At 64.0% G+C, this 25,366-nt stretch carries 25 protein-coding genes and 1 riboswitch; of the genes, 10 read left to right on the plus strand and 15 right to left on the minus strand.

Annotation, left to right across the window (positions count from 1 at the left end):
* Positions 1-159 precede the first annotated feature (159 nt).
* A riboswitch (cyclic di-GMP riboswitch) is annotated at positions 160-246 on the plus strand.
* Positions 247-327: 81 nt separating this feature from the next.
* From CLU92_RS09430 to CLU92_RS09445, 4 genes are all read left to right on the plus strand, one after another.
* Positions 328-2,946 carry a putative Ig domain-containing protein gene (locus tag CLU92_RS09430; protein ID WP_101481679.1) on the plus strand — a complete coding sequence of 873 codons (2,619 nt, stop codon included), beginning with the start codon at positions 328-330 and terminating at the stop codon, positions 2,944-2,946.
* A gap of 136 nt (positions 2,947-3,082) precedes the next feature.
* Complete coding sequence (locus CLU92_RS09435; RefSeq protein WP_046682984.1) at positions 3,083-3,520, plus strand: MbcA/ParS/Xre antitoxin family protein; 438 nt, start codon at positions 3,083-3,085, stop codon at positions 3,518-3,520.
* A gap of 2 nt (positions 3,521-3,522) precedes the next feature.
* Positions 3,523-4,221, plus strand: coding sequence for an RES family NAD+ phosphorylase (locus CLU92_RS09440; protein ID WP_180338474.1), 699 nt, complete (start codon positions 3,523-3,525; stop codon positions 4,219-4,221).
* Between the two features lie 53 nt (positions 4,222-4,274).
* On the plus strand, positions 4,275-4,595 hold the full coding sequence (locus CLU92_RS09445; RefSeq protein WP_101481680.1) for a DUF2288 domain-containing protein: 321 nt from the start codon (positions 4,275-4,277) through the stop codon (positions 4,593-4,595).
* Between the two features lie 154 nt (positions 4,596-4,749).
* On the opposite strand, the gene CLU92_RS09450 is transcribed toward CLU92_RS09445, so the two are convergent.
* The 4 genes from CLU92_RS09450 to CLU92_RS09465 all read right to left on the minus strand — a co-directional run bounded on the left by CLU92_RS09450 (position 4,750) and on the right by CLU92_RS09465 (position 9,567).
* Positions 4,750-5,472, minus strand: a complete 723-nt coding sequence (locus tag CLU92_RS09450) for an ABC transporter ATP-binding protein (protein WP_101481681.1) — start codon at positions 5,470-5,472, stop codon at positions 4,750-4,752.
* 10 nt (positions 5,473-5,482) lie between these two features.
* The gene (locus tag CLU92_RS09455) at positions 5,483-7,426 is read right to left on the minus strand and encodes an ATP-binding cassette domain-containing protein (protein ID WP_101481682.1); all 1,944 of its coding nucleotides are present in this window, start codon (positions 7,424-7,426) and stop codon (positions 5,483-5,485) included.
* A 7-nt stretch (positions 7,427-7,433) separates the two neighbouring features.
* Positions 7,434-8,324 carry a branched-chain amino acid ABC transporter permease gene (locus CLU92_RS09460; protein ID WP_101481683.1) on the minus strand — a complete coding sequence of 297 codons (891 nt, stop codon included), beginning with the start codon at positions 8,322-8,324 and terminating at the stop codon, positions 7,434-7,436.
* Between the two features lie 85 nt (positions 8,325-8,409).
* Complete coding sequence (locus CLU92_RS09465) at positions 8,410-9,567, minus strand: ABC transporter substrate-binding protein (RefSeq protein ID WP_101481684.1); 1,158 nt, start codon at positions 9,565-9,567, stop codon at positions 8,410-8,412.
* Positions 9,568-9,944: 377 nt separating this feature from the next.
* Between CLU92_RS09465 and CLU92_RS09470 the strand changes: the two genes are divergently transcribed.
* Positions 9,945-10,853 (plus strand): hypothetical protein, encoded by a 909-nt coding sequence (locus tag CLU92_RS09470; RefSeq protein ID WP_101481685.1) that lies wholly within the window; start codon positions 9,945-9,947, stop codon positions 10,851-10,853.
* A 24-nt stretch (positions 10,854-10,877) separates the two neighbouring features.
* Positions 10,878-11,291: a hypothetical protein gene (locus CLU92_RS09475; RefSeq protein WP_101481686.1), complete on the plus strand. Its 414-nt coding sequence runs from the start codon at positions 10,878-10,880 to the stop codon at positions 11,289-11,291.
* Between the two features lies 1 nt (position 11,292).
* Here the strand turns inward: CLU92_RS09475 and CLU92_RS09480 are convergent, their stop codons facing one another.
* Together CLU92_RS09480 and CLU92_RS09485 are read right to left on the minus strand one after the other, a co-directional pair.
* Positions 11,293-11,751, minus strand: a complete 459-nt coding sequence (locus CLU92_RS09480) for a tetratricopeptide repeat protein (protein ID WP_143452587.1) — start codon at positions 11,749-11,751, stop codon at positions 11,293-11,295.
* A 29-nt stretch (positions 11,752-11,780) separates the two neighbouring features.
* The gene (locus CLU92_RS09485; protein ID WP_101481688.1) at positions 11,781-13,826 is read right to left on the minus strand and encodes a bifunctional 2',3'-cyclic-nucleotide 2'-phosphodiesterase/3'-nucleotidase; all 2,046 of its coding nucleotides are present in this window, start codon (positions 13,824-13,826) and stop codon (positions 11,781-11,783) included.
* Here CLU92_RS09485 and CLU92_RS27755 point away from each other — a divergent pair.
* From CLU92_RS27755 to lysS, 4 genes are all read left to right on the plus strand, one after another.
* Positions 13,825-14,112, plus strand: a complete 288-nt coding sequence (locus CLU92_RS27755) for a hypothetical protein (RefSeq protein ID WP_180338394.1) — start codon at positions 13,825-13,827, stop codon at positions 14,110-14,112. The genes CLU92_RS09485 and CLU92_RS27755 overlap by 2 nt on opposite strands.
* Positions 14,029-15,133, plus strand: a protein-coding gene (gene prfB, locus CLU92_RS09495) for a peptide chain release factor 2 (RefSeq protein ID WP_133990783.1) whose coding sequence is annotated in 2 segments (ribosomal slippage) — positions 14,029-14,109 and positions 14,111-15,133 — 1,104 coding nt in all. Because the reading frame shifts where the segments join, the coding sequence is not laid out codon by codon here. Before CLU92_RS27755 ends, prfB begins: the two co-directional genes overlap by 84 nt.
* A 2-nt stretch (positions 15,134-15,135) precedes the next feature.
* Positions 15,136-15,831, plus strand: coding sequence for an HAD family phosphatase (locus CLU92_RS09500; protein ID WP_101481690.1), 696 nt, complete (start codon positions 15,136-15,138; stop codon positions 15,829-15,831).
* Positions 15,832-15,849: 18 nt separating this feature from the next.
* Positions 15,850-17,379 carry a lysine--tRNA ligase gene (gene lysS / locus CLU92_RS09505; RefSeq protein ID WP_101481691.1) on the plus strand — a complete coding sequence of 510 codons (1,530 nt, stop codon included), beginning with the start codon at positions 15,850-15,852 and terminating at the stop codon, positions 17,377-17,379.
* A gap of 72 nt (positions 17,380-17,451) precedes the next feature.
* Here the strand turns inward: lysS and CLU92_RS09510 are convergent, their stop codons facing one another.
* From CLU92_RS09510 to CLU92_RS09550, 9 genes are all read right to left on the minus strand, one after another.
* Positions 17,452-18,453, minus strand: a complete 1,002-nt coding sequence (locus CLU92_RS09510; protein ID WP_101481692.1) for a Gfo/Idh/MocA family protein — start codon at positions 18,451-18,453, stop codon at positions 17,452-17,454.
* A gap of 12 nt (positions 18,454-18,465) precedes the next feature.
* A complete protein-coding gene (locus CLU92_RS09515; RefSeq protein ID WP_101481693.1) occupies positions 18,466-19,488 on the minus strand; it encodes a porin in 1,023 nt (340 codons plus the stop codon).
* 35 nt (positions 19,489-19,523) lie between these two features.
* Positions 19,524-20,483, minus strand: a complete 960-nt coding sequence (locus CLU92_RS09520; protein ID WP_101481694.1) for a D-glycerate dehydrogenase — start codon at positions 20,481-20,483, stop codon at positions 19,524-19,526.
* Positions 20,484-20,501: 18 nt separating this feature from the next.
* Positions 20,502-21,491, minus strand: coding sequence for a sugar kinase (locus CLU92_RS09525; RefSeq protein ID WP_306821365.1), 990 nt, complete (start codon positions 21,489-21,491; stop codon positions 20,502-20,504).
* Positions 21,488-22,234 carry a sugar phosphate isomerase/epimerase gene (locus tag CLU92_RS09530; protein ID WP_101481695.1) on the minus strand — a complete coding sequence of 249 codons (747 nt, stop codon included), beginning with the start codon at positions 22,232-22,234 and terminating at the stop codon, positions 21,488-21,490. The genes CLU92_RS09525 and CLU92_RS09530 overlap by 4 nt, the downstream gene beginning before the upstream one ends.
* Complete coding sequence (locus CLU92_RS09535; RefSeq protein WP_101481696.1) at positions 22,231-22,965, minus strand: amino acid ABC transporter ATP-binding protein; 735 nt, start codon at positions 22,963-22,965, stop codon at positions 22,231-22,233. Before CLU92_RS09535 ends, CLU92_RS09530 begins: the two co-directional genes overlap by 4 nt.
* Positions 22,952-23,602: an amino acid ABC transporter permease gene (locus CLU92_RS09540; RefSeq protein ID WP_101481697.1), complete on the minus strand. Its 651-nt coding sequence runs from the start codon at positions 23,600-23,602 to the stop codon at positions 22,952-22,954. The genes CLU92_RS09535 and CLU92_RS09540 overlap by 14 nt, the downstream gene beginning before the upstream one ends.
* 1 nt (position 23,603) lies before the next feature.
* On the minus strand, positions 23,604-24,296 hold the full coding sequence (locus CLU92_RS09545; protein WP_101481698.1) for an amino acid ABC transporter permease: 693 nt from the start codon (positions 24,294-24,296) through the stop codon (positions 23,604-23,606).
* Positions 24,297-24,387: 91 nt separating this feature from the next.
* The gene (locus CLU92_RS09550) at positions 24,388-25,194 is read right to left on the minus strand and encodes a transporter substrate-binding domain-containing protein (RefSeq protein WP_096235825.1); all 807 of its coding nucleotides are present in this window, start codon (positions 25,192-25,194) and stop codon (positions 24,388-24,390) included.
* Positions 25,195-25,366: the final 172 nt, after the last annotated feature.

Genomic DNA, 25,366 nt, shown 5'->3' on the forward strand with positions numbered 1-25,366 from the left:
GTCTTTAAGGCTTAATCAGGCTGGCAAGATTGCCTCCTGCAATAGGCAAATCTGCCACGTTCCATTGCAAAAATAAAAATATTGATTGAAAATAGTTAACACTTATTTGGCAAATTCGCTAGAATCGATAGCGCATCAGGGTAAGTAGCGATGTATGATCAATTCTGAGGGCAAACCCGTCGAAAGACGGGGACGCAAAGCCACCGGCCTACCGCGCGCAAGCGCCACGGCAGCGGGGCTGCCAATGCAGGGCCGGGACCGCCAGCGCGGCACCATGCCAGGATGCATTGTCGAGATGTGGCCCTCGCCAACTCGGAGAGTTTCGCCATGAAAAAATTCAGCCCCCTGCATCCCCGTCACGGGCACCTGCTTCTGGGCGCCACTGCCGCCATCCTGCTGGGCGCTTGCGGCCCCGGCCAGGAGACATCGGCGCCGCCCGCCGTGATTGCCACGGCGGCAACCCAATTCACTGTCGAGGTACCCGTCATCCCCGCCGCCGTCGGCGCGCTGGTGGCGCAGCCGATGTTCCATGCGGCCCCCGCCCTGCTCGATGCGCCTGACGGGCGCGACAGCGCCAACAGCAGCGGCTCGGCCCACTGGCGCCCGCACATGCAGCGGGTGCCCGACGCCATGGCGAACATCAGCACGCGCCGCCTGACGGCGCAAAAGATCGCCGCCGCGGAACAGACGGCACAGGACATCGCGCCGCTGCAAGCCGGCGGCGCGGCGGACACCGCCGCCCCCATGGCTGGCAGCAGCGCGGTGGCAACGTACTCTCCCGCGCAAATCCGCGCCGCCTACGACTTGCCCGCATTACCGGCAGCGGGCACGGCGCTGACGCCAAGCCAGGCAGCCCAACTGGGCGCGGGGCAAACGATCTATATCGTCGACGCCATGCACAACCCGAACGCGGCCGCAGAACTGGCCATCTTCAACCAGAAGTTCGGTTTGCCCGGCTGCACCACCAAGGCCATCGCCACCAATGCCACCCTACCCTTGCCACCAGCGCCGGCCAGCGGCTGCGAGTTTTCCGTCGTCTACAACACGCCATCGAGCACCATGACGGCCACGGCGCCCGCCTATAACTCGGGCTGGGCCATGGAAATCGCGCTCGATGTGCAGTGGGCGCATGCCACGGCGCCGCTGGCACGCATCGTGCTGATCGAGGCGCCAGACGCTTCCATCAACAGCCTGCTGGGCGCCGTGCGCCTGGCCAACCTGATGGGGCCTGGCGTCGTGTCAATGAGCTTTGGCGCCGCCGAAGGCAGCTGGACGGCTTCCGTCGACAGCGCCTTCACGGGCAAGAACATGAGCTATCTGGCCGCCACGGGCGACTCGGGCAGCGGCGTGTCCTGGCCGTCCGTGTCGCCCAACGTGCTGGCCGTGGGCGGCACCACGCTCAGCTACAGCGGCAGCGGCGTGCGCAGCGAAGCGGCCTGGTCCGGCACGGGCGGCGGCATCAGCGCCTATACGGCACTGCCCACTTACCAGACGGCCAGCGTACCCGGCCTGAACAATCTGCTACGGCGCAACGTGGCCGACGTGGCCTTCAATGCCGACCCCGCCACTGGCCAGTACACGGCCGTGATGGCGCAGGGCAGCAGCACCGCCAGCTGGCTCAGCATCGGAGGCACCAGCCTGTCCACCCCACAGTGGGCCGGCCTGGTCGCCATCGCCAACGCCAGCCGCGCGCTGCAGGCCAAAACGGCGCTCGGCTTGCCGCACAACATGCTGTACGGCCAGATCGCCACCGTGCCCGGCACCTTTGCCAGCAGCTTTGCCGACATCACGCGGGGCAGCAACGGTAGCTGCAGCGTTTGCACGGCCAGGATCGGCTATGACCCGCTGGGCGGCCTGGGCACGCCGAACGTGAAAAACCTGCTGGCCAGCCTGTCGGGCACGCAGATCGCCCCCGCCGCCCCCGTGGTGGCGCCTGCCAGCATCAGCGGCGCAGCCGGCAAGCCTCTATCGTTTACCGTCTCGGCCAGCGCATCGAACCCCCTCAGCTACACCATGCTGGGCGCGCCGGCCGGCATGAGCATCGCCGCCACGGGCGTGGTCAGCTGGGCCGCCCCCATTGCGGGCAAGTATGCCGTGACCATGGTGGCGCGCGATACCGTCAGCGGCCTCAGTGGCCAGGGCGCCTACAGCATCGTCATCACCCCTGTCGCGCCGCCCGTCGTCGCCGCCGGAGCCATCACGGGCAAAGTTGGCACGGCCCTGGCATTCAATGTCAGCGTCACGGCCGCCAATCCCGTCAGCTACGCGCTGAGCGGCGCGCCGGCCGGCATGAGCATCAGCGGCACCGGACTGGTGAGCTGGGCCACCCCCGTTGCCGGCACCTATGCCGTCACCGTGACAGCCACCGACAGCAAGACTGGCCTGAGCGGCAAGGGCATCTATACGGTAGCCATCGCCGCCCTGCTGCCACCCGTGGTGTCAGTAGCCAGCGTCAGCGGCAAGCCCGGTGTTGCCCTGTCGTTCGCCACCACGGTAGTGGCGCCCAACCCCGTCACCTACAGCCTGTCGGGCGCGCCGTCCGGCATGAGCATCAATGCCGCCGGCGTCGTCAGCTGGGCCAAGCCCGTGCTGGGCAGCTACAACGTGACCATCATCGCTAAAGATAGCAAGACGGGCTTGAGCGGCCAGGCCGTGGCCACAGTGAAAATCGCCGCTGCCGGTCCCACGATCAGCGCCGCCGCCATGACGGGCGTGGCGGGCAAGGCCATGAGCGGCAGCATCGTGCTGACGGCACCTGGCGCGAACGCGCTGCAGGTCTCGATCAACGGCGCGCCGCTGGGCATGCAGTTTTCCATGAGCGGCCTGACCATCACGGCCTACTGGCCGCAGCCGGTGGCCGGCAGCTATACGCTGAAGCTGGTGGCGCTGGACAATAACGGCTTGACGGCGCAACTGACCGTGCCGGTCACCGTCACGGCAAAATAAGCCTGCACGGCCCGCCAACGGGGCGCACCGGGACACACGTCCTGGCGCGCCCCGTTTTTCATGCATGCGACCGTTGCAAAGAATCCGGAAAAGGAGTATATATAGTCCATAAACAGAGTTCCATTGGAGGAGTGCCATGAATCTCGCCTACGCCTATCCGAAAAGCCGCTTCGAGCCGGCCGTGCTTGTCGACTTGAACGCCAAAGCCGAACGCGAGCGCTTGTCGCAGGCGGCACTGAAGGGTTTTTTCAAGCTGGCCGCCGCCTGGAAGCTACGCGACGATGATGCGCGCGAATTGCTGGGCGGCCTGTCCAGCAGCGCCTATTACGAGTGGAAGAAGCACCCGGATCGCGTGCTGGAAGTGGACCGCATCACGCGCATTTCCTATTTGCTGGGCATCTACAAGGCCTTGCACATCCTGTACGGCGACAAGCTGGCCGACGAATGGGTGAGTTTGCCCAACAAGAACCCCATCTTCGGCGGCCGCACGCCCCTGTCGCAGATGCTGGCCGGCGGTTTGCTGGCCATGCAGACCGTGCGCAAGCTGCTCGACGCGCGCCGCGGAGGGCTGTAATCGTGCCTGCCGCCGCGAATGCACACCTGCCGCCGCTGGCCGCCCTGCGCCAGATCGACACTTGCCGTTTGATACCCTCGCGCTTTGCCGACATGGAAGACTCCGTGCTGGCGCCCCTGGCCGAGGACGACGAGCACCTGCGCGAGCTGTTCGAACTCGATAACGCGACCAACGCGCGCCTGGTGGCCGAGTATGGCGGCGCGCCAGGAATTGGCGTGGACGAGCTGGTTTTTGGCGTACCGAACTTTCGCATCATCAACGCCGCCTATACCTACGCCCGCCCGGAAGGGGCGCGTTTCAACGATGGCGAGCGGGGCGCCTGGTATTGCGCCTTCGACATGCAAACGGCGCTGACCGAGATCATTTTTCATAAAACCGTGGAATACCAGGAAATCGACTATTTCGACGACAGCGTCAGCTACCAGTCGCTGCTGGCCGATTTTTCCGCCAGTTTCCACGACCTGCGCGGCCAGGAGCACTACCAGGCTTGCCTGGACCCGGCCAGCTATATCGCCTCGCAAGACCTGGCCGCCATCCTGCTCGAAGCGGGCTCCATGGGCGTGATCTTCCCCAGCGTCCGGCACGCCAGCGGCACCAACCTGGCCTGCTTCCGCCCTGCCCTGGTGGGCAATGTTCGCAAAGGCGCCGCCTATCGGTTAACATGGCAGGGTACGCCGACGCCGCGCGTGGAAGCCCTGTAAGGCAAGCCTAGCGCGCGCAACGGCACCCGACTCACCGCAACTTGATATATCGCATGCAAACCAATCCTGAAAAAGACACCGAACTGCGCCTCAAAGTCAACAGCGAAACGGCCCGCCTGGCCTGGAGCGAACTGGAAAAGCACTTCGCCCAGGGCAATGTCGTCTGGGTCGCCAATGAACTCGATCTGGTCGAAGTGGCCGTGCGCATCTCGCACGACGACAAGGCCAGCATCACGCAATGGATGGTCGATGGCAAAGTGGCCAAGGTGTCGGACCAGCAGGCGCTGGACTGGCAAGCGGCCGATGCGGCCCTGTGGGCTGTCGTCGTCAGCCCGTTTATTCTGGTGCAGCAGGACAAGCCGACGAAACACTAAAGACTGCGTTCGAGCATCAGGCGCAGCGATGTATGCCTGGAATGCGGTGTCGTTGTACGCATAACGCCCTGCCTACACTACGGAAAGTCGTATCGCGCAGCGTGGCAGGTTCGACAATGCGCAGCAAGCGCATTGTCAGCGTACTGTCAGCTCGTCAGTGCCCGCCGCCCAGGTAGGCCGCAATCACCTTCGGATCATTTTTCAGGCTGTCGGCCGGGCCATGCACGGAGATGCTGCCGTTTTCCAGTACGTAGCCGTAATCGGCCACGTTCAGGGCGGCGGCGGCGAATTGCTCCACCAGCAGCATGGTCACGCCTTCCGCCTTTAATCTCGTGATGATGCGGAAAACCTCCTCGACCAGGATGGGTGCCAGGCCCATCGACGGCTCGTCCAGCAAGATCACTTCCGGATTCAGCATCACGGCGCGGGCCATGGCCAGCATCTGTTGCTCGCCGCCCGAGAGCGTGCCAGCCAGCTGGTCGCGCCGCTCCTTCAGGCGGGGGAACAGCTCCAGCGCCTTGTCCAGGTCGCCCTTGATGTCGCCTTTCGGGCGTGAGCGTGTAAAGCGGGGAAAGGCGCCCAGCAGCAGGTTGTCCGTCACCGACATGGAGGCGAACACGCGCCGGCCTTCCGGCGAATGGGCCAGGCCGGCGCGTGCGATGCGGTGCGAGTCGAGCCCCGTGACATCCTTGCCGCCCAGGGTGACAGTGCCCGATTTGGGTTTCAGCATGCCGGAAATGGCGCGCATGGTGGTGGTCTTGCCGGCCCCGTTCGAGCCGATCAGGGTCACCAGCTTGCCCTTCGGTACGTTGAGCGAAATGCCGTGCAAAACTTCGACTTTGCCGTAGGCGGCGTGCAGATTTTGAATGGTCAGCATGGTCTTCCTCTCAGTGCGCCGCAGGGCTTAGGGTGTCGGCGCTGCCGCCCAGGTAGGCTTCAATCACTTTTGGATCGCTCTGGACAAGCGCGGGTGCGCCTTCGGCGATCTTCTGGCCGAAGTCCAGCACCGTCACCACGTCCGACAAGGCCATTACCACGTCCATGTGGTGCTCGATCAGGATGATGGTGATGCCATGCTCGCGGATCTTGCGGATGATGGCCATCAGTTCCTTGATGTCGGGCGCCGTCAGGCCCGCCGCCGGTTCATCGAGCAGCAGCAAACGGGGATTGAGACCCAGCGCACGACCGATTTCCAGCAGCCGCTGCTTGCCATATGGCAGATTGCGCGCTTCTTCGTTGGCCAGGTCGGCCAGGCCGACAAATTCCAGGATGCTGGCGGCCCGCTCGCGCGCCGCCTTCTCTTCGCGCTTGTAGCGGGGCGTGTGCAGCATCACGTCCAGCACGTTCGACTTGAAGGTGTTGTGCAAGCCCACCAGCACGTTCTCGGTCGCCGTCATCTCGCCGAACAGCTGCACGTTCTGGAAGGTGCGCGCCACGCCGCCCAGCGCGATCTCGGACGGCGTACGGCCGGAAATCACGGCGCCGGCAAATTCCACCTTGCCCGCCGTCGGCTTGTAGATGCCCGTCAGCACATTCATCATCGTGCTCTTGCCCGAGCCGTTCGGTCCGATCAAGCCGTGCACGGAGCCCTGCGTGACGTTCAAGTCCACCTGGTTCAGCGCTTTCAGCCCGCCGAACTGCATCAGGGCCTGGTCCACGCGCAGCAGCGTTTCGCCGCGCTGGCCGCCCAGAGCGTGGTCAAAAGGCGCCACCCCGTGCGAAGCGACGGCCTGCACATGGCGCCGGCCCTTGCCGATAAAGCTCATCAGGAACCCGACGATGCCGTCCTGCAGGTAGTAGACGACAAATAAAGTCATCAGGCCGAAGATGGTCAGGCGCCAGTCGATCATATTATCCAGTTTATAGGAATATGCGGCCAGGCCGATGGTGGCGACCAGCGGCACGAGCACGCCGCGCACCGTGGAGCGCTTCTTGGCCAGCATGTAGATGGAACCGATCACCCCCAGCACGGCGGCAGCGACGGCGATCTTGCGGAACAGTTCGATGTCCGCCAGCAGGCTGGGCAGCATGACGACGATCAGGGCGCCGATCAGCGCGCCCGAGCGCGTCTTGCGCCCGCCCATGATGACGGCCAGCAGGAACAAGATCGTCAGCTCGAAGTTGTAGGTATTGGGCGAAATGTATTCTTCCGAATACGCGTACAGGCTGCCGGCCAGGCCGGCGAAACCGGCGCTGATGACGAAGGCATAGACTTTATAGCGATAGACGGAGACGCCCATGCAGTCCGAGGCAATGGGACTGTCGCGCAATGCTTCAAACGCCCGCCCCAGGTTCGACTTCAAGATACGGTGCACGACCACCAGCGAAATCACCATCAGCGCGGCGACCATGTAGTAGTACTCCACTTCCGACAGTTTGTGCCCGAACATGACGGGCTTGTGGATCTTGATGCCCATCGGGCCTTCCGTCAGGAAGCTCATTTCATTGATGAGGATTTGCACGATAGTGCCGAAGGCCAGGGTCACCATGGCCAGATAAGGACCCGTCACGCGCAGGGCCGGCAACGCCAGGATGGCGCCAAACAGGGCCGCCCCCACGATGCTGGCGGGGATGGCAAGCCAGAACGGCAGGCCCAGTTTGAACACCAGCACGCCCGTGGCATACGATCCGATGCCGAACAGGCCCGCGTGGCCCAGCGATACCTGCCCCGTGTAACCGACGACGATATCGAGGCCGAACAGCAGGATGGCGTAGATCAGGATGGTCTCGGCCAGGTGGATGTAATAGGGATTCGGGATGACGATGGGGAACAGCACGAGTGCGGCCAGGCCCGCCGCGCTCAACGCCAGCATGGTGATTTTCTTGTTCATGTGATCCTCAGACTTTCTTGATCGCGGCTTTGCCGAACAGGCCGGACGGCTTGATGGCCAGCACCAGCAGCAGCAATAGCAGGCCAGGCACTTCCTTGTAGCCGGTGGAAATGTAATAGCCGGTGGTCGTCTCGGCGATGCCCAGTATCAGGCCGCCGACGATGGCGCCCACGCCCGAGGTCAGGCCGCCGATGATGGCCACGGCAAAGGCCTTCAGGCCCAGCGAGGCGCCCATGGTGGCGCCCGTCAGCGTCAGGGGCGCCACCAGCACGCCTGCGAAGGCAGCCGTGGCCGATGACAGCGCGTAGGAAAAGGTGATGACCATGCCCGTGTTGATGCCCATCAAACCTGCCGCGTCGCGGTCGTTGGCTGTCGCTACCACGGCCTTGCCGTAGATCGATTTGCGGTTGAACATTTCGACGGCCAGCATGATGGCCAGCGCGCCGACGATGACGGCCACCTGCATCGGCTGTACGTTCGCGCCCAGCACCTTGAATGGCGCGGCTGATAGGGGCGACGGGAATGTCAGGTCATCCTTGCCCCAGATATTTTCCGCCACGTTCTTGAAGATGATGGCCAGCGCGATGGTCGACATGATCCAGCCGAATTCGGACTTGATCTTGATCGCGGGCCGCACGCCTATCCATTCGACGAACACGCCCTGCAAGGCGCCGAAGGCGATGACGACGGGGATCATCAGCAGATAGCTCATGTAGGGGCCGCCGTGGATGGTGCCCACCAGAGAGAGGCCCACGAGCGCGCCCAGCATCAGGGATTCGCCCTGGCCGAAGTTGAGGGTGCCGGACGTGGCAAAGGTCAGCTGGTAGCCGAAGGCGATGACGGCATAAATCATGCCCAGCGCGATGCCGCTGAAGACTAGCTGCAGGAAGATTTCCATGGTATTCCCCGAAGGACGGAAGATAAAAAAATGGCCAGTCCTGATTCCTCAAGGCTGGCCATGGCGTGGCAGGTGTCCGCCAGGCTTATTTCGCGAGGACGACCTTGCCGTCCTTGACTTCACCGAAAACGGTCAGGTCGGCCGTGATCGCCTCGTGGTTGGTCTTGCTGAACGGCTTGTTGTAGGTGGTGACGGCGCCTTCCACTTTTTCCGTCAGGTTTTCCAGCGCGGCGCGCACTTTCGGGCCATCGGTGCCGCCCGCCTGCTTGAAGGCCGCGGCCAGCAGGTAGATGGAATCGTAGCCTTGCGCAGCCGACACGGCCGACGGCATGCGGCCGCCCGATGGCTTGTAAGCGGCCACATAGGCGTCGATGAAGGCCTTGCGCTTCGGCGTGCTGGCATCCTGGATGAAGGTTTGCGGCATGCGCGTGCCGTCGCCGTTCTTGCCCGCGTTATCGATGAAATTGCCCATGGCCAGGGTCCAGCTGCCGATCAGCGGCACTTTCCAGCCCAGTTTTTCCATGCCGTTGGCAATCTGCGCCAGTTCCGGGCCGATGCCGTAGGTCAGCACGACTTCCGCCCCCGCCTGCTTGGCTTTCAGCAGCTGGGCCGTCATGTCGACGTCCTTGATGTTGTATTTTTCAACGACAACGGGCTTGATACCTTTCTTGTCCAGCGCCTTTTCCAGGTCTTCGCGGCCCAGCTGGCCATAGTTGGTGGAGTCAGCCAGGATCGCCACTTTCTTGAACTTGCGGTTTTCGATCGCCTCGTGCACGATCATGCCGGATTGGATGGTGTCATTGGCCGCATTGCGGAAGATGTAGTTTTCCGGCTGGTCGGCGAATTGCTTGGTGACGATGGAGCCCGTCGCCACATTGTTCATCACGGGAATTTTCGCTTCCTGGTAGAAGCGCTGCGAAGCCAGGGCCACGCCCGTGTTGATGTAGCCGACGGTGGCGGCGACCTTTTCCTTGTTGATGAGCTCCTGGGCGATCTGCACGCCCCGTTCGTTCTTGGCTTCATCATCGCGTTCGATCAGCAGCAGGGAACGTCCCAGTACGCCGCCCTTGGCATTGATTTCAGCGACAGCCAGCTTGACGCCGTCGCGCATTGACACGCCCATCGGCGCGGAACCGCCCGTGAACGGACCGGACACGCCGATCTTGATGGGGTCGGCTGCGACTGCCGCCTGCGAGAATCCCAAAACCAAACTTGCCACGAGCAATTTCTGTTTCAAATTCATTGTCATCTCCTCTGATACAACGTTTTTAATGCCACTTATTTTTATAGTCGTACGCTGGATAACCGCCCCATCGATAAATCATTGTAGGTGAGTAAACATGCACCAGCAACAACTACATATGACGCATCGCAACATGCAGAAAAGACCGGTTTTCTGGCCCGATGTCAGTCTTTTGTAAGGAAAATATGACGCTAATTTGCGCAGCTGCGCCATTCGCCAACCTGACTGTGGCAAAACGCGACAGGCAAGCAGACGAGCTCTGCTATTCCCCCGGCCCCTGATCTGGCGCAATACGGGCACTGTCCAGCATGCTAACGTCGGCCATGCCAGCGCGTGCGCGCCGGTCCAGTCAACCGCACCTACCACATGGAGGCCATATGCAGCGCCCGTCGAACACCTCCCTTTTTTCCCTGCTGCCTGGCGCCATCGCCAGCCTGCTGCTGGGCGGTTGCGCCACCGACCTGGCGCCCGTGCGCACCTTCGCCGAACAGACGCAGAAAATGTCGGTCCACTTCGACCCCATGCTGGCGGGCGGCGTCCACAGCTGCATGGACAAGGCCATGCGCAAGCGTCTGATCCTGGCAGAGCGTTTCGATGCGCAAGCCAGCGAGCAGGCGGCGCGCGCCGATTGCGCCGCCATCGCGCAGGCCAGCGCGTCGGTCGCCAGCCTGAACGACGTCCTGCTGCGCTATGCCCACACCCTGGCAGCGCTGGCCGGTGACAAGCTGCCTGTCTACAAGGAAGAGCTTGGCGAACTCGGCGATGCGCTGAGCGGCCTGGCACAGCCGGATGGCGGTGCGCCCCTACTCGATGCGGGCAAGCTGGACAAGGTGATGAAACTGAGCGAACACCTGAGCCGGCTGGCCACGCAGCGCCTGCAGAAATCGGCCTTGCGCGAACTGCTCGACGAGCAGGAAGCCATCGACATTGTCAGCAATGCGCTCAAGGAGTATGCCCAGCGCAGCTACCGTGCCGGCTTGCAGGATGAATTGCGCGACCTGGACCTGCTGCGCGGCGCCGTCGACAAGTCCGCGCCGCGCGAACCGCTGGCCGCCAACTACATCCGCACGCGTCTGTACCTGGAAGGACGGCAATTGAAAGAAAGGGAAAAGATCGTCGCCGCGTATGTCGCCGCCGTCGACGCGCTGCAAGCCAGCGTGGCCGCGCTGCGGAGCAATCTCGACCACCTGCAGGCGCCCGAACTGGAACGGCAACTGGCGCAGTTTTCACGCCACGTCGACACGCTGCAAAAACAGGCTGTTTTCTATGGCCCCGCCCGCTGGTAAGCGGCGCGCACACAGGAGTATCCCATGGCCCAACTGACCGAACTGACGAAGGACCAAAGCTACGCCATCGCCGACAGCCTGGCACAAGCGTCAAACCTGGTGCTGGAATTGCGCATCCGCGAACGGGAGGCGCTGACGCCAGACGAGCGCGCGCTGCTGGAGCAATATGAAGACCACCTGGACCAGATGGTGGCCCTGTTTCGGGCCTATGGCATTTACCTGACCGCCGCAGGCGCCGAGCAGGCACGCGGCGATATCGAGGGCGCCATCGCCAAGGGCAAGCTGCAGCTCAAGCGCATCGCCGACATCAAGGCGGCCATAGTCGCCGCTGCCAGGCTGGTCGACCTGGGCGCAGCCATTCTGTCGCGCGACCCGTTCGCCATCGGCGAGGCTGCGGCCAGCCTGCGGGCCAAGCCAAAAAAAGGTGTGCCAGGCTAGCTCAGGGTTCCGGCGTGCGGTGTCCCATCGCGTGCGTGGCCATTTTCAGGTACAGGAAGGACTGCTCCTCGTTGTGCGCATAGCCCATGCGTCCCTCCGCCAGCGCCACGGATTTCTGCTGCAGCGCTTCCGGGTAGTTCAGGTCGCAGGCAGCGTCGAGCCAGAAACGCGCCATGCCCTCGTCGCTATCCTGCAGCATGTTCGCCACGATAAACATGGCCGGCGCCACCTGGCGCTGCGCGGCCAGCTCCAGCCAGCGCAGCGCGGCGGCGCTGTCCTGCGCTCCGCCCATGCCGTTTTTCAGCATCAGGCCCAGGTAATACGCAGCGGGGCCGCTGCCCTGCCCCGCCGCCTGTTCGAACAGGGCGCGCGCCTGCGGCTGGGACGCTACTCCCGCGCGCATCAACACCTTGGCCCGGGCCGTGACATCGGGCGCCGCCAATGCCAGGGGTGACGCCAAGGCGGCTGCCAGCAGCCATGCCGCCCGCTTCATTTGGACAGGTCGAGCTGGTACTGCGCAAAGCCCTTGCCCGCGCCATCGTCGGCCTTCAGCTGCGTGACGTTATCGATACCGGCAGCTTTCGCCAGGTCGATCACGTTCGGCGCCGAATGGAAGACCACCGGGCCTTTCGTGACGACTTTGGCAAAGCGCCAGCTGCGCGCCGAGCCGTTTTTCGCGCGCGTCAGGTTTTTCTGCTGCGTGACGTAGGCGATCAGCAGTTCGCGGTTGTTGTCGGGCGAGGCCACCACCGTCTTGCTGCCGTCGAGGCCGGGGAAATTGCCGCCGCCGCTGGCGCGATAGTTATTTGTCGCGATGAGGAATTCCTGGCCCGCGTCCATCGGCTTGCCCTTATAGGTAAGCGCCTTGATGCGCTGGCCCGGCGGTTGCGTGACATCGATTTGGTAGCGCACGTCGGCGCTGGTGAGCGTATCGAAGTTGTAGCTCGGGTGCGCCGTGTTGACCAGTTCCTGCGGCTCCATCTTGTGCGGGGCGATGGTATTGAAACGCTGCGCCGACTGCTCCAGCCAGGCTTTCAGCTCTGCGCCATTCATCTTCACGCCATACAGCGCATTCGGATACAAATACAGGTCGGCCGCGTTGTTCAGCGCCACATTGCCTGCCTTGACGTCCGTGTAGTCGGACACGCCGGCCGAGCCGCTCTTGAACGGCGATGACATCGACAGCACGGGCAGGTGCGCATACTGCGGCAAGTTCGCCTTGACATAGGCGGCCAGGTAGCCCGATTGCGCCTGGTTCACCACTTCGATGGCGCTGACGTCGCCCACGTCGGCGAAATACGTCGACATGCGGAAGTCCGTGGCACCCACGGGCGTCTGCACGTAGGCGATGGTGGCCGCGTGTTCCTCGGCCACCAGTTTGGCGATGGCCGCATCGGGCTGGACATAGCTTTTGTCCGCATTCTGGATGCCGCGCGCTTCCACCGTGGTGGCACTCTTGTCGATGAGCCACTGCTTGCCGTCATGGCGCAGGCGCAAACCGATCACGCCCAGGTGCTTGCCCCACAAATTGGCCATCACGGTAGGCACGCCATTGACCAGGCCACGGGCCTTGTCGACGCCGGGCAAATTAAACTGCGGCACCGTGCTGCTGGCGTTCGGGAACAGCTGGTGCGAGTGGCCGATCAGCATGGCGTCCACGCCCGGCACTTGCGACAGGTAGTAATTGCCGTTTTCCATGGTGGGCGAGTACGGGCTGTTATCCAGGCCGCCGTGCGAGATCGCCACCACCAGCTCGGCGCCCTTGGCGCGCATCTCGGGAATGAATTTTTCCGCCGTCTCGCGCACGCCCTGCGTGTACACGCGGCCTTCGAGCCAGCGCTTGTCCCAGGCCATGATGGTGGGCGGCGCAAAACTGATGATGCCGACCTTCACGGTGCTCGTGATGGCCTTGCCATCGGGGCCGGTCGCCGTGATCTGCTTGTTTATGATGTGATACGGCGCAAACAGGGGCTTGCCCGTCTTGGCGCTGTAGACGTTGGCCAGCACTTGCGGGAACGCGGGGCCGGCGCAGCGCGGCTTGGCCGCGTCGACGCTGTCGACGTCAAAACGGTTGCCCGTCACCTGGCTCAAAAACGCCAGGCCGTAGTTGAATTCGTGGTTGCCGATGCCGCCGCCATCGACCTTCAGCAAATTCATGGCCTTGTAGATGGCCAGGGTCTGGTCGCAGGCCAGCGGTTTCACGAGGGCCTGGTAGTCGGCCAGCGCCGTGCCCTGGATGGTGTCGCCGTTGTCGAGCAGGAGATTGTTCGGGAACTCGGCACGTGCCTGCGCGATCAGTGCCGCCGTGCGTTCCAGGCCGATCGAGGGCTCCGCCTGCAGCTTGTAGTAATCATAACTGAGTACATTCGCGTGCAAGTCCGTCGTCTCCAGCAGGGCCAGGGTGGCGCTGCTGCCCGCCGGCGCCGCTGCCAGAGGCCGGGCCGGTTCGTGGGCGGCGGGCGGCAAGGCGCCGCAGCCGGCCAGCAGCAGCGGTAACAGGGCGAGACGGGGGAGTTGGCGCAAGGGTTGGCACATGAGTTATTCCTGTGGAAAGACAATATGGCCAGCATCATACGCAGCACGGCAGCCATCTTCAAGGCAAAAATATTGTCGCAAATATAGCAAAATCGTCATTTTATTGCCCGGTGCAGCAGCAATTGCGCCGCAGCGGCAGCGGAAACGCGCCGCGCTCGCGTATAATTCAAGGTTTGATTTCACCATAGAAGACCAGAACATTATGGAAGCCGAACGCATCAATATCATCTCCGCCCTGCTCAACGACCTGACGGTCCGCGAAGCCGAACTTCGGAGGTATCTTTGACTTCACTGTCAAGTCGGAGAAACTAGAGCAAGTCAACGAAGAACTGGAAGATCCGACCGTCTGGAACGATCCCAAGCGCGCCCAGGACCTCGGTAAAGAGAAGAAGGCGCTGGAAGCCATCGTCTTCACGCTGACCAAGGCTGATGCCGACCTGCGCGACACTCGCGACCTGTTCGACATGGCCCGCGAAGAAGGCGACGACGATACCCTGGAAGCGATCGAGCAGGACGTGCAGGAAATCCGCAAGGTCATCGAAAGCATGGAGTTCCGCCGGATGTTCAACAATCCGATGGACCCGAACAACTGCTTCATCGACATCCAGGCCGGCGCCGGCGGTACGGAAGCCCAGGACTGGGCTTCGATGCTGCTGCGCCAGTACCTGCGCTATTGCGAACGCAAGGGCTTCAAGGTCGAGATCCTGGAGCAGTCCGACGGCGAGGTTGCCGGCATCAAGACGGCCACCCTGAAGGTCGAGGGCGATCACGCCTACGGCTTCCTGCGCACGGAAACGGGCGTGCACCGCCTGGTACGCAAGTCGCCATTCGACTCGGCCAATGGCCGCCACACCTCGTTTACGTCGCTGTTCGTGTATCCGGAAGTCGACGATTCGATCGAGATCGACGTCAACCCGGCCGATATCCGCGTCGATACCTATCGCGCGTCGGGCGCCGGTGGTCAGCACATCAACAAGACCGACTCCGCCGTCCGCATGACCCATGCGCCGACCGGGATCGTGGTGCAGTGCCAGAACGACCGTTCGCAGCACCGCAACCGCGCCGAAGCGATGGAAATGCTGAAAGCCAAGCTGTACGAACATGAACTGCGCAAACGCATGAGCGAGCAGCAAAAGCTGGAAGACTCGAAAACGGACGTGGGCTGGGGCCACCAGATCCGCTCCTACGTGCTGGATCAGTCCCGCATCAAGGACTTGCGCACCGGTTTCGAGACGGGCAATACCAAGGGCGTGCTCGATGGCGACATCGACGAATTCATCTCCGCCTCGCTGAAACAAGGCGTGTAAGGATGAATGCATCCGTTCCAGCCCGGCGTGCCTTCCTGTTCGACATGGATGGCACGATCGTCGACAACATGGCCTTCCACACGACCTCGTGGCTGGCGTTCTTTGAACGACAGGGCCATGCGCTGGATGCGGACGCCTTTTTCCGCGACACGGCAGGACGGCAAGGACACGAAATTATCGCCAAGTACCTGGGCGAGGATGCCGACCATGTCACCCTGCTGGCTGAAAAGGAAGTCGTCTACCGCGAACTTTATGGCCCGCACCTGGCCACGGTGGCCGGTTTCGGCCAGCTGATCGCCAGCGCGCGCCAGCACGGCGTAGCGCTGGTGGTGGGCACCGCCGCACCAGACGAGAACATCGCGTTCACGCTCGACGGCCTGGACCTGCGGCACCGCTTCGACGCCATCGTCGGCGCCGCCGACGTGGAACGGGGCAAGCCGCACCCGGACGTGTTCCTGAAGGGCGCGCTACTGGCCGGCGCACTGCCGCAAGACTGCATCGTCTTTGAAGACGCGCCCCTGGGCGTGGAAGCGGCGCGCCGTGCCGGCATGCGCGTCGTGGTACTCACCACCACCCTGCCGGCCGAGGCGTTTGCCGCCTTCGACAACGTCATTGCCATCGTGCCGGATTTCTCCGCACTCGAGGTCGACGCACTGTTTGCCAGCGTGGCGCCAGCGCTGGCGCCACATCATCAATAATCACCAACGAAGAACACCATGACTACGGATATCCAAGAACAAGCCGCCGCCCCCGATGAAAACAAGATCATCGCCGAGCGCCGCGTCAAGCTGGCAGCACTGCGCGAACAAGGCGTCGCCTTCCCGAACGACTTCCGCCCCGAGCACAAGGCAGCCGACCTGCATGCGCAATACGGCGCCAAGACGCGCGAAGAGCTGGAAGAAAACCCCGTACACGTAGTGCTGGCCGGGCGCATGATGCTCAAGCGCGAAGCGGGCAAGAAAGCCGCCTTCGCCACCCTGCAAGACGCTTCCGGCCCGAAAGCCGACGGCCGCATCCAGATCTACGCCACGCTCGACCTGACGGGCGAAGCGGCCATGGCCGCCCTGCACCACTATGACCTGGGCGATATCCTGGGCGTGCAAGGCACACTGTTCAAGACCAAGACGGACGAACTGACCATCAAGGTCACCGAACTGCGTTTGATCACCAAGTCGCTGCGCCCGCTGCCGGACAAATTCCACGGCCTGGCCGACCAGGAAACGAAGTACCGCCAGCGCTACGTCGACCTGATCATGAACGAAGAGACGCGTCGCACCTTCAAGGCGCGTACCGCCGCCATCTCGTCGATCCGCCGCTTCATGGAAAAGAACGAGTTCATGGAAGTGGAAACGCCGATGCTGCACACGATCCCGGGCGGGGCCGCGGCCAAACCATTCATCACGCACCACAATGCGCTGGACATGCAAATGTTCCTGCGTATCGCGCCCGAGCTGTACCTGAAGCGCCTGGTCGTGGGCGGCTTCGACCGCGTGTTCGAAATCAACCGCAACTTCCGCAATGAAGGCGTGTCGATCCGTCACAACCCTGAATTCACGATGATGGAATTCTACGCGGCCTACACCGACTACAAATGGCTGATGGACTTCACGGAAGCCGTCATCCGCCAGGCCGCCATTGATGCGCACGGCACCGCCACCCTGACCTACGGCGGCCGCGAGCTGGACCTGGCCAAGCCGTTCCACCGCCTGACCATCGTCGAAGCGATCAACAAGTACGCTCCGGGCTACACTGCCGAGCAGTTGAACGATGCGGAATTCATCAAGGAAGAACTGAAGAAATTCGGCGTCAAGCCGTTCGCCACGGCCGGCCTGGGCGCGCTGCAACTGGCGCTGTTCGAAGAGACGGCTGAAGCGCAGCTGTGGGAACCGACCTACATCATCGACTACCCTGTCGAAGTGTCGCCACTGGCGCGCGCTTCCGACACGGTGGCCGGCATCACCGAGCGTTTTGAACTGTTCATGGTGGGCCGCGAAATCGCCAACGGCTTCTCCGAGTTGAACGACGCGGAAGACCAGTCAGCCCGCTTCCTGGCGCAAGTGGCCGCCAAGGACGCAGGCGATGAAGAGGCGATGTTCTACGACGCCGACTACATCCGTGCGCTGGAATACGGCATGCCGCCAGCCGGCGGCTGCGGCATCGGCATCGACCGCCTGATGATGATCATCACGGATTCGCCGAACATCCGCGACGTCTTGCTGTTCCCTCACCTGCGCCGCGAAGACTAATCACGGACGCAAGCCAGTAAAAAGCCGCCTGATCGCAAGATCAGGCGGCTTTTTTACTGATGCGGCCTGCTATCAGCCGGCCAGGGTCACGCGCTGGTGGCTGCGGCTGGCCTGCTGCGCCGCCAGCGCCGTGGCCAGCGCGCGCATGCCATCGTCGCCAGTGGCGGCCGGCTGCCCTTCGCCGCGCATGGCGCGCTGGAAGGCGCGCACCGAGCGCACATACAGGTTTTCATGTTCGACGGGGATGTCGACGCTGCCGCCATCACGGGTCAGGCAAATGGTGCCGATGGGGCGCTGCGTCATCACGCCGGTGGCGAAGATGGTGCCCTTGCTGCCGATGATTTCCACTCCCGACAGCGAATACGGCGCATTGAACGCGTCGTGCACCTGCACCAGGGTGCCGTTATCGAACTCGATGACGGCCATCAAACCCTCTTCCAGCCCGGCGACCGTCATGCCGCCGCTGGTGGCACAGGCGGTGACGTGGCGCGGCTCCGAGTCCAGCAAAAAGCGCAAGGTGTCGACGTCGTGCACGAACATGTCGAGCGTGACGCCACCCGATTCCGGCGCGTCCAGGCGCCAGCCGCGCAGGTGCTGCGGGAGGTTGTTCGCGTGCAGCACGCGGCAATACAGGGGCTGGCCGATCTCGCCCGCGCGTATCAGCTCGCGCACCTTGCCGTGGCTGGCGGCGTTGCGCAGGTGGTGGTTAATCCCCAGCACCACGCCCGCTTCGGCGCAGCCGTCGACCATGCGGCGGGCGTCGTCCATGTTCAGCGCCAGCGGCTTTTCGCACAGCACGTGCTTGCCCGCGCGCGCCGCCTGCAAGGTCTGCGCCATGTGCCACTCATTGGTGGTGCTGATGTACACGGCCTCCGCGCCCGGATGGGCCAGCGCCGCATCCAGGTCGGTATAACTGGCGCCGATGCCGAACTGCTCGGCGAAGGCGGCGCCGCGCGCGGCATCCGTGCTGACCAAGGCCAGCACTTCCGCGTCGCCCTGCTGGCGGATCGCGTCGACCATCCATTCGCGCGCCACGGTGCTGGCGCCGACCAAAATCCATCCGATCTTCTTCATTCGATTCTCCAGTTAAAAAGTGTGGCGCAGGCCGAGGTTCCAAGCCTGGTTGCCGCTGCCGTTGTCAGTGGCGTTGCCCACCACGTAGGCGGCGCCGTTGCGGTTGTCGATATGCGCATAGGCCGCGTACAGCGTGCTGCGCTTCGACAGCGCATAGGTGTAGCCGATGCCGATCTGGGAAGCGTCGCCGTTGGCGGCGCGCCGGTCGTCGCGCCGCACGTACGAGAAAGATACGCGGTGCGGGCCCACCGGCAAGGTGGCGCCCAGCATCAGGTCCGCGCTATCGACCGTGGTGGCGGCGCCCGCCGAGCTCTTGCTGACGGCAACGGCGCCGTGCGCCTTGACCACGCCGAAGTCCCAGGTGGCGCCAAGCACCGTGTTGCGCGCCCTTCCCCTCACCAGCGCGGCCGACAGGGTGTTGGCGTCCTGGTGTGCCATGCGCACATACAGTGGCCCGCTGGCATAGGTGGCCGCGGCGCCGGTGTAGCGCTTTGCCGCCGCGTCGCCAGGTACTTCGCCGTAGCCGTACGCCAGTTCGCCGGAAAGGCCGCCGCGCACGGGCGAGCTGTAGGTGATGCTGTTATCGACCCGGCTGATGTAGCCGGCCGTGAAGACATTGCTCATCCTGCCCGCAAAACCAAGGTAAAACGGATCCAGCGCGCCCAGGCTGCTATCGATAAAAGTGTACTGGCGGCCCAGCCGCAGCGTGCCCGCCTCGCCGGCGAGGCCGACGAAAGCCTGGCGCCCGAACAGCAGGCCGCCCTGAGCCGAAGCGCCCGTGTCAGCCAGGATGCCCGCATCCATCGTAAAGATCGCCGTCATGCCGCCGCCCAGGTCTTCGCTGCCCTTGAAACCCAGCCGCGAGCCGTTGGCGATGCCGCTGGTCAGCTTGAGCACCCTGCCGCCAGCACCGCCACTCTCGGACACCACGCCCAGGTCCGCGATACCGTACATGGCCACGTTCGACTGCGCCGAGCACAGGCCGCCGCAAGCGCCGGCGCCGATGATCATTGCTCCTACAACCTTGTTCTTCATGTCTTGCCCTGTCTGTCTTTTTATCGATACTGTTCTTAGCTCACCAGGTAGCGCGGACGCTCGCCGCGCAAGCCGGCCAGCAGGTTGTCCACGGCCTGCTGCGCCATGGCGTAGCGCGTTTCATGCGTGGCCGAGCCGATGTGCGGCAGCGCCACCACATTGGCCATGGCCAGCAGCGGATTGTCCGGCGCCACCGGCTCGCGCTCGAACACGTCGAGGCCGGCGCCATGGATCTGGCCCTGTTGCAGCGCCTCGATCAGCGCCGCCTCGTCGACGATGCGCCCGCGCGAACCATTGATAAAGATGGCGCCGGGGCGCATCAGGGCGAACTCGCGCCGGCCCATCATGCGTTCCGTCTGCGCCGTCAGCGGCAGGACCACGCAGACGAAGTCCGACCCGGCAAGCAGCTCGTCGAGCGCCACCTGGCGCGCGCCCAGCGCAGCCTCCACCTCCGGCACCGCTTCGCCGTTCACGTACAGCACCTGCATGCCGAAACCCAGCGCGGCGCGGCGGGCGACGGCGCGGCCGATGCGGCCCATGCCCAGCATGCCGATGGTTTTTCCATGCACGTTGACGCCGTACTGGCTTTCGCCCACGCTGCGCGTCCAGCCTCCAGCCTTGACGAATTCGGCCAGTTCGACGACGCGCCGCGCGCTGGCCAGGATCAGCGCAAAGATCGTGTCGGCCGTCGTTTCCGTCAGCACGTCCGGCGTATTGGCCAGCAAGATGCCCCGTTCGCGCAGGTAATCGACGTCGAACTGGTCGACGCCCACCGAAATGGTGGAAATGATGCGCAGCCCGGCAGCCGGGTCCAGCAGTTCTCGGTCCAGGCGCACGCTGGCACCCAGCAAGCCGTGCGCGCCACGGATGGCGGCGGCGAACGCGGCGCGGTTGCCCGCATCGATGGCCTCGAAATACGTCACATCGCATTCCGCACGCAGGCGCGCCAGCAGCGGTTCGGCCAGCTTTTTATAGACAACGACATTTTTTTTCATGTGTTTCCCCTGTTCGGTTCAAGATTGGACCAGCGCATCGAGCTGGGCGCGGGTCGGCAAACCTTCCATGTCGCCGGCCACCTGGATGGCGAAGGCGCCGACCCGGTTGCCGCGCCGTACCGCCTGCGCCAGCGGCAAGCCTTCCAGCAAGGCGCTGACCAGGCCGGCCGCAAAGCCGTCGCCGGCACCCACCGTGTCGACCACGTTGACCACGCGCTCGCCCGGCACCATGCCGCTGTCGCCATCGGCCGTGCGGTAATAGGCACCCTCGGCACCCAGCTTGATGACCACCAGCCGCGCGCCCTGTTGCAAATAAAAGCCGGCGACGTCGTGCGGCAGGTCGTGACCGGTGAGGATTTTTCCTTCCCCCAGGCCGGGCAGTACCCAGTCCGCCTTGGCGGCGAGGCGGTTGATCTGTTCGACCATGACGGCTTGCGAAGGCCACAGCGAGGGCCGCAGGTTCGGATCGAACGACACGCTCCGACCATGGTCGCGCATGAAGTCGAGCGCCTGACCGGCGAACGCCAGGCTGGTCTCGGATAGAGCCGCCGCCACGCCGGTGGCGTGCAAATGGCGCGCGGAAAGGAAATAGGCGGGGTCGAAGTGCTCGGGCGCCAACCGGCTGGCGGCGGAACCCTTGCGGAAGTATTCGACGATCGGGTCGGCGCCGTTCTCGGCCCTGGCCTTGAGCTGGAAGGCGCTGGTCTGGCCGGCGACGGCGACGACCCGGCTGCAATCGACGCCTTCGGCCTGCACGCTGGCGCGGATGAAGCGGCCGAAGGAATCGTCGCCCACCCGGCTCAGCCAGCCGACTTTCAGCCCCAGGCGTGCCAGGCCGATGGCGACATTCGTCTCGGCGCCAGCCAGGCGGCGCGTAAAATGCGCCACGGCCGCCAGGTCCCCCGTTTCCTCGGCAACGAACATCGCCATCGCCTCGCCGTAGGTGACGACGTCGAGCGCATACGCAGCCTGCCCCTCTTCTACCCGGCCCTCCTCATGCGGCATCATGCGGCCTCCAGCATCTGGATGTAGCGGCCCGTTTCGGCCACCAGGTCGGCGCCTTCGAGCGGGAATTCGATGGCCCGCTGCACGCCCGGTGCAAAGTGCGCGAAGACGGCGCGCCAGGCCGGATCAGCCTCGGAGACAGCACAGGCGGACAGCCGGCCCGCGTCCTCCAGGACAGCCTTGCAATGCACGTAGCGCACATACGGCGCCAGCAGGCGTGCCGCCTGCTGCGCATCCTCGCCCACCCAGCGCCAGTTGCCGATGTCGAACGTCAGTCCCACCGGCAGCCCGTCATCGCGCGCCGCCGCCAGGAAGCGCGCCATAGTTGACAGCTTGCCGCCATGGGCCGTCTGGTCGTTTTCCACCAGCAGCGCCACGGGCGCCGCCGCCAGCTGCGCGTTCAAGGCCTGCAGGTCCGGCGCGTCCGGGTAATGGCCCAGCGACACCTTCAGGTAGCGCGCCCCCAGGCGCGCCGCCTCGTCCAGCATCTGCTGCAGCAGCTCCTGCTGCAGCAGTCCGTCCGCGCCCCACAATTCGATGGGCGTGGAATACACGCTGTACAGGCCGCGCGCGGCCACTGCCGCGCCCATGCGCGCCAGGTCCGGCAAGTCGGAGGTGAACAGTTCGCGACGGATTTCGATGCCTGCGCCGCCCGCATCGGCCACCACGTCGATGAAATGGCTTTGACCCAGCTGCCTTACCCTGCTTGCGCCGTAGGCCGACGCTGCCACCAGGACGGGGCTCATTTGATCGCTCCCGCGCCGACGAACTGGCGCGCTTCGGGCGTTTGCGGGTTGCTGAAGAAGGCTTCGGACGGCCCGCTCTCCCACACCGTCCCCTGGTGCATGAAGACGGTGACGTGGGCCATGCGCCGCGCGAACTCCATCTCGTGCGTCACCAGCAGCATCGTCATGCCCGCCTGCGCCAGCTCTTCCATCACCTTCAGCACTTCCTGCGTCAGTTCCGGGTCGAGCGCCGACGTCACTTCGTCGAACAGCATCACCTGCGGTTCCATCGCCAGCGAACGGGCGATCGCCACGCGCTGCTGCTGGCCGCCCGACAGCTGCTCGGGATAGGCGTCGCGCTTGTGCTCCAGGCCCACCTGCTTGAGCACGCGCAGCGCCGTGGCGCGGCCTTGCACGTCGGGCACCTTCTTGACGATGCGCGGCGCCAGCATGACGTTTTCTTCCACCGTCAGGTGGGGGAACAGGTTGTAGCTCTGGAAGACCATGCCGACATCCTTGCGCAAGTCGAGCAAATGCTCCTGGCGCGCCGTCAGCGTATGGCCTGCCACGACGATGCTGCCGCTGTCGATGGTTTCAAGGCCGTTGATACAGCGCAGCATGGTGCTCTTGCCGGAGCCGCTGCGCCCGATCACGGCGATGACCTGGCCACGCTCGACGGCGAACGAAACGCCCTTGAGCACGTGATTGGCGCCGAAGCTCTTGCTGATATTGTCAATTTCAACGATGGGCATGGAATTTCCTTTCCAGTGAATGGCTGTAGCGCGACAGTGGGTAGCACATCGCGAAGTAGATCAGGGCGACGACGGGGAAGACGATGAAAGGCAGGAAGGTCGCGTTGCTGACCAGTTGCCCTGCCCGCGTCAGTTCCACCACGCCGATGATCGAGGTGATCGAAGTGTTCTTGATGATCTGCACCATGAAGCCCACCGTCGGCGGCAACGAATGGCGCAGCGCCTGCGGCAGGATGACGTAGCGCAGCTGCTGGTAGCGGTTCAGCGCCAGCGCGGCCGATGCTTCCCATTGCTGCCGCTGCACGCCTTCGATGCAGCCGCGCCAGATCTCGCCCAGGTAGGCGCTGGCAAAGATCGTCATCGCCGCGCCGGCCGCGATGATCGGCGACAGCTTGTAGCCGAACAAGGCCAGGCCGTAATAGGTGAGGAACAGCACGATCAGCACGGGCGTGCCCTGGACCAGCTGGATGTACAGGGCGCTGATGAAGCGCAGGAACGGGCTGCGCGCCGTGCGCAGCAGCGCCACCGCGAAGCCGGCGATGCCACCCGTGATGAAGACGATCAGCGACAGGCCGATGGTCCAGCGCGTGGCCTCAAGCAGAAATTGCAGGTTATCCCAGGAAAAATCACTGATCATGTCATGCTCCCATGCGCACCGCGCCCAGACGGCGGCGGCGTTTGAAGACGATCTGGCCCAGTACCCAGAAGCTGAAGCGGAACAGCAGGGCCAGCAAGATGTACAGCACCATCACGACGATGTAGATCTCGAAGCTGCGGAAGGTTTCCGCATCGAGCAGGTGGGCGGCGGCAGTCAGCTCTTCGGCGGAAATGGCCGACACCACGCTCGAGGCGAGCATCATCAGCGTGAACTGGCTGGCCAGCGCCGGATACACTTTTTCCAGCGCCGGCAGCAGCACTACATGGCGCATCACTTGCCAGCGCGTCATGCCCAGCGCCTGCGCCGCCTCCAGCTGCGACGGATGCACGGCGCCTATGCCGGCGCGCACGATTTCCGCCGCATAGGCGCCCAGGTTGACCGTCATGGCGACGAGCGCGGCGCCATTCGCGTCCAGCTGCAGACCCAGCGACGGCAAGCCGAAGTAAATAATGAACAGCTGCACCAGAAACGGCGTGCTGCGGATCACCTCGACATACGCGCGCACCAAAGCGCGGGCATAGGCGGGACCGTTCTTCAGGATGACGGCGGCGCACACGCCCACCGCCAGTCCCAGCACCATCGCCAGGGCGCTCAGGCGTATCGTCAGCGCCGCGCCCCACAACAGACGGTCCAGCGATTGCATGACGAGCTCGAAATGAAATTCATACGGCATACTCAACTCCTTATCTACGTGCACATCCCCGGCGGCGCCACCATGGTGGCGCGCCGTACGGACCAACACTTTCCCTATGCGGCTTGCGGTATCAGAAGGTCGGCAATGGCGGCAGCGGCGCGCCGCTCCACTTGCGCGCGATGGCGTCGAGTTCGCCGTTCAGCTTGACGTAGTAGATGAAGTTGTTGAGCCACTGATGCAGCTCGAAGTCGCCGCGGCGCACCGCCATCGAATTCGGTTGCACGGAATACGTGAACCTGACCTCGATCTTGCCCGCGCCGCGGGTCTTGATGATGTCGAGCGCCATCGTGCTGGGGATCGACACGGCGTCGACCTGCTTGCTGAGCAAGGCCTGGGTGACGGTGGCGTCATCCTCGAAACGCACGATGGCCGTGCCGGCCGGCGCCATGCGGCTCAGCGCCGTGTCATTCGTGGTGCCGCGCGTCACGCCCACCTTCTTGCCCTTCAGGTCGGCCAGGGCCTTGAATTTGCCGCCGACCGGCGCGACGATCGCCAGTTCGAACGCGCTGTAAGGCATGGTGAACATCAAGGTCTTGGCCCGTTCCGGCGTGGGCGCCAGGGTCGCCACAAGGAAATCGACCTTGCCCGACTCCAGCGACGGCACGCGTGAGGGCGCCGTCAGGGGCACCACTTCCACGGGCAGGTTCATGTATTTGCCGATCAGGTTGGCGACATCGACGTCATAGCCGACGGGCGCGCCCTTGGCGTCGATGCTGCCAAACGGCGGCGTGCCGCTGACCACGCCGATGGTCAGCTTGCCTTTCTTGATGAGGTCGCCAAGCGTCTGGGCGCCCGCGTCGGCGGCCGCGCCCAGGGCGCAGGTGGCGGCGAGCGCACAAGCCACGATCTTCGCGTAAAACAGTGTAGTCATCTTCATGCTTCAGTCTCCTGTGATCCCGGTACCGGCCTCGTCGAGGCACTTCCGGGAATATTGTCAAATGGACGATTTAGTTCGTCTCTTGCCGTGTCGTTTCAACCTCGTGCCAACCTCGTGCAACCATTGCCCTGCCTGCCTATCCATACTCCTTTCCAGTGAGAACATCTTCTAT

Origin of the sequence: Janthinobacterium sp. 61 (genome assembly GCF_002846335.1) — a bacterium.
Taxonomy (GTDB): Bacteria; Pseudomonadota; Gammaproteobacteria; order Burkholderiales; family Burkholderiaceae_D; genus Janthinobacterium.

Bases quoted from the DNA above. Each gene is read 5' to 3' on its own strand.
- CLU92_RS09500 (WP_101481690.1), top strand. From the start codon at position 15,136: ATGAATGCATCCGTTCCAGCCCGGCGTGCCTTCCTGTTCGACATGGAT.
- CLU92_RS09550 (WP_096235825.1), bottom strand. From the start codon at position 25,194: ATGAAGATGACTACACTGTTTTACGCGAAGATCGTGGCTTGTGCGCTC.
- CLU92_RS09430 (WP_101481679.1), top strand. From the start codon at position 328: ATGAAAAAATTCAGCCCCCTGCATCCCCGTCACGGGCACCTGCTTCTG.
- CLU92_RS09545 (WP_101481698.1), bottom strand. From the start codon at position 24,296: ATGCCGTATGAATTTCATTTCGAGCTCGTCATGCAATCGCTGGACCGT.
- CLU92_RS09450 (WP_101481681.1), bottom strand. From the start codon at position 5,472: ATGCTGACCATTCAAAATCTGCACGCCGCCTACGGCAAAGTCGAAGTT.
- CLU92_RS09485 (WP_101481688.1), bottom strand. From the start codon at position 13,826: ATGTGCCAACCCTTGCGCCAACTCCCCCGTCTCGCCCTGTTACCGCTG.
- lysS (WP_101481691.1), top strand. From the start codon at position 15,850: ATGACTACGGATATCCAAGAACAAGCCGCCGCCCCCGATGAAAACAAG.
- CLU92_RS09435 (WP_046682984.1), top strand. From the start codon at position 3,083: ATGAATCTCGCCTACGCCTATCCGAAAAGCCGCTTCGAGCCGGCCGTG.
- CLU92_RS09445 (WP_101481680.1), top strand. From the start codon at position 4,275: ATGCAAACCAATCCTGAAAAAGACACCGAACTGCGCCTCAAAGTCAAC.
- CLU92_RS09535 (WP_101481696.1), bottom strand. From the start codon at position 22,965: ATGCCCATCGTTGAAATTGACAATATCAGCAAGAGCTTCGGCGCCAAT.
- CLU92_RS09510 (WP_101481692.1), bottom strand. From the start codon at position 18,453: ATGAAGAAGATCGGATGGATTTTGGTCGGCGCCAGCACCGTGGCGCGC.
- CLU92_RS09540 (WP_101481697.1), bottom strand. From the start codon at position 23,602: ATGATCAGTGATTTTTCCTGGGATAACCTGCAATTTCTGCTTGAGGCC.
- CLU92_RS09520 (WP_101481694.1), bottom strand. From the start codon at position 20,483: ATGAAAAAAAATGTCGTTGTCTATAAAAAGCTGGCCGAACCGCTGCTG.
- CLU92_RS09455 (WP_101481682.1), bottom strand. From the start codon at position 7,426: ATGAACAAGAAAATCACCATGCTGGCGTTGAGCGCGGCGGGCCTGGCC.
- CLU92_RS09475 (WP_101481686.1), top strand. From the start codon at position 10,878: ATGGCCCAACTGACCGAACTGACGAAGGACCAAAGCTACGCCATCGCC.
- CLU92_RS09465 (WP_101481684.1), bottom strand. From the start codon at position 9,567: ATGAATTTGAAACAGAAATTGCTCGTGGCAAGTTTGGTTTTGGGATTC.
- CLU92_RS09525 (WP_306821365.1), bottom strand. From the start codon at position 21,491: ATGATGCCGCATGAGGAGGGCCGGGTAGAAGAGGGGCAGGCTGCGTAT.
- CLU92_RS27755 (WP_180338394.1), top strand. From the start codon at position 13,825: ATGAGTTATTCCTGTGGAAAGACAATATGGCCAGCATCATACGCAGCA.
- CLU92_RS09460 (WP_101481683.1), bottom strand. From the start codon at position 8,324: ATGGAAATCTTCCTGCAGCTAGTCTTCAGCGGCATCGCGCTGGGCATG.
- CLU92_RS09515 (WP_101481693.1), bottom strand. From the start codon at position 19,488: ATGAAGAACAAGGTTGTAGGAGCAATGATCATCGGCGCCGGCGCTTGC.
- CLU92_RS09470 (WP_101481685.1), top strand. From the start codon at position 9,945: ATGCAGCGCCCGTCGAACACCTCCCTTTTTTCCCTGCTGCCTGGCGCC.
- CLU92_RS09530 (WP_101481695.1), bottom strand. From the start codon at position 22,234: ATGAGCCCCGTCCTGGTGGCAGCGTCGGCCTACGGCGCAAGCAGGGTA.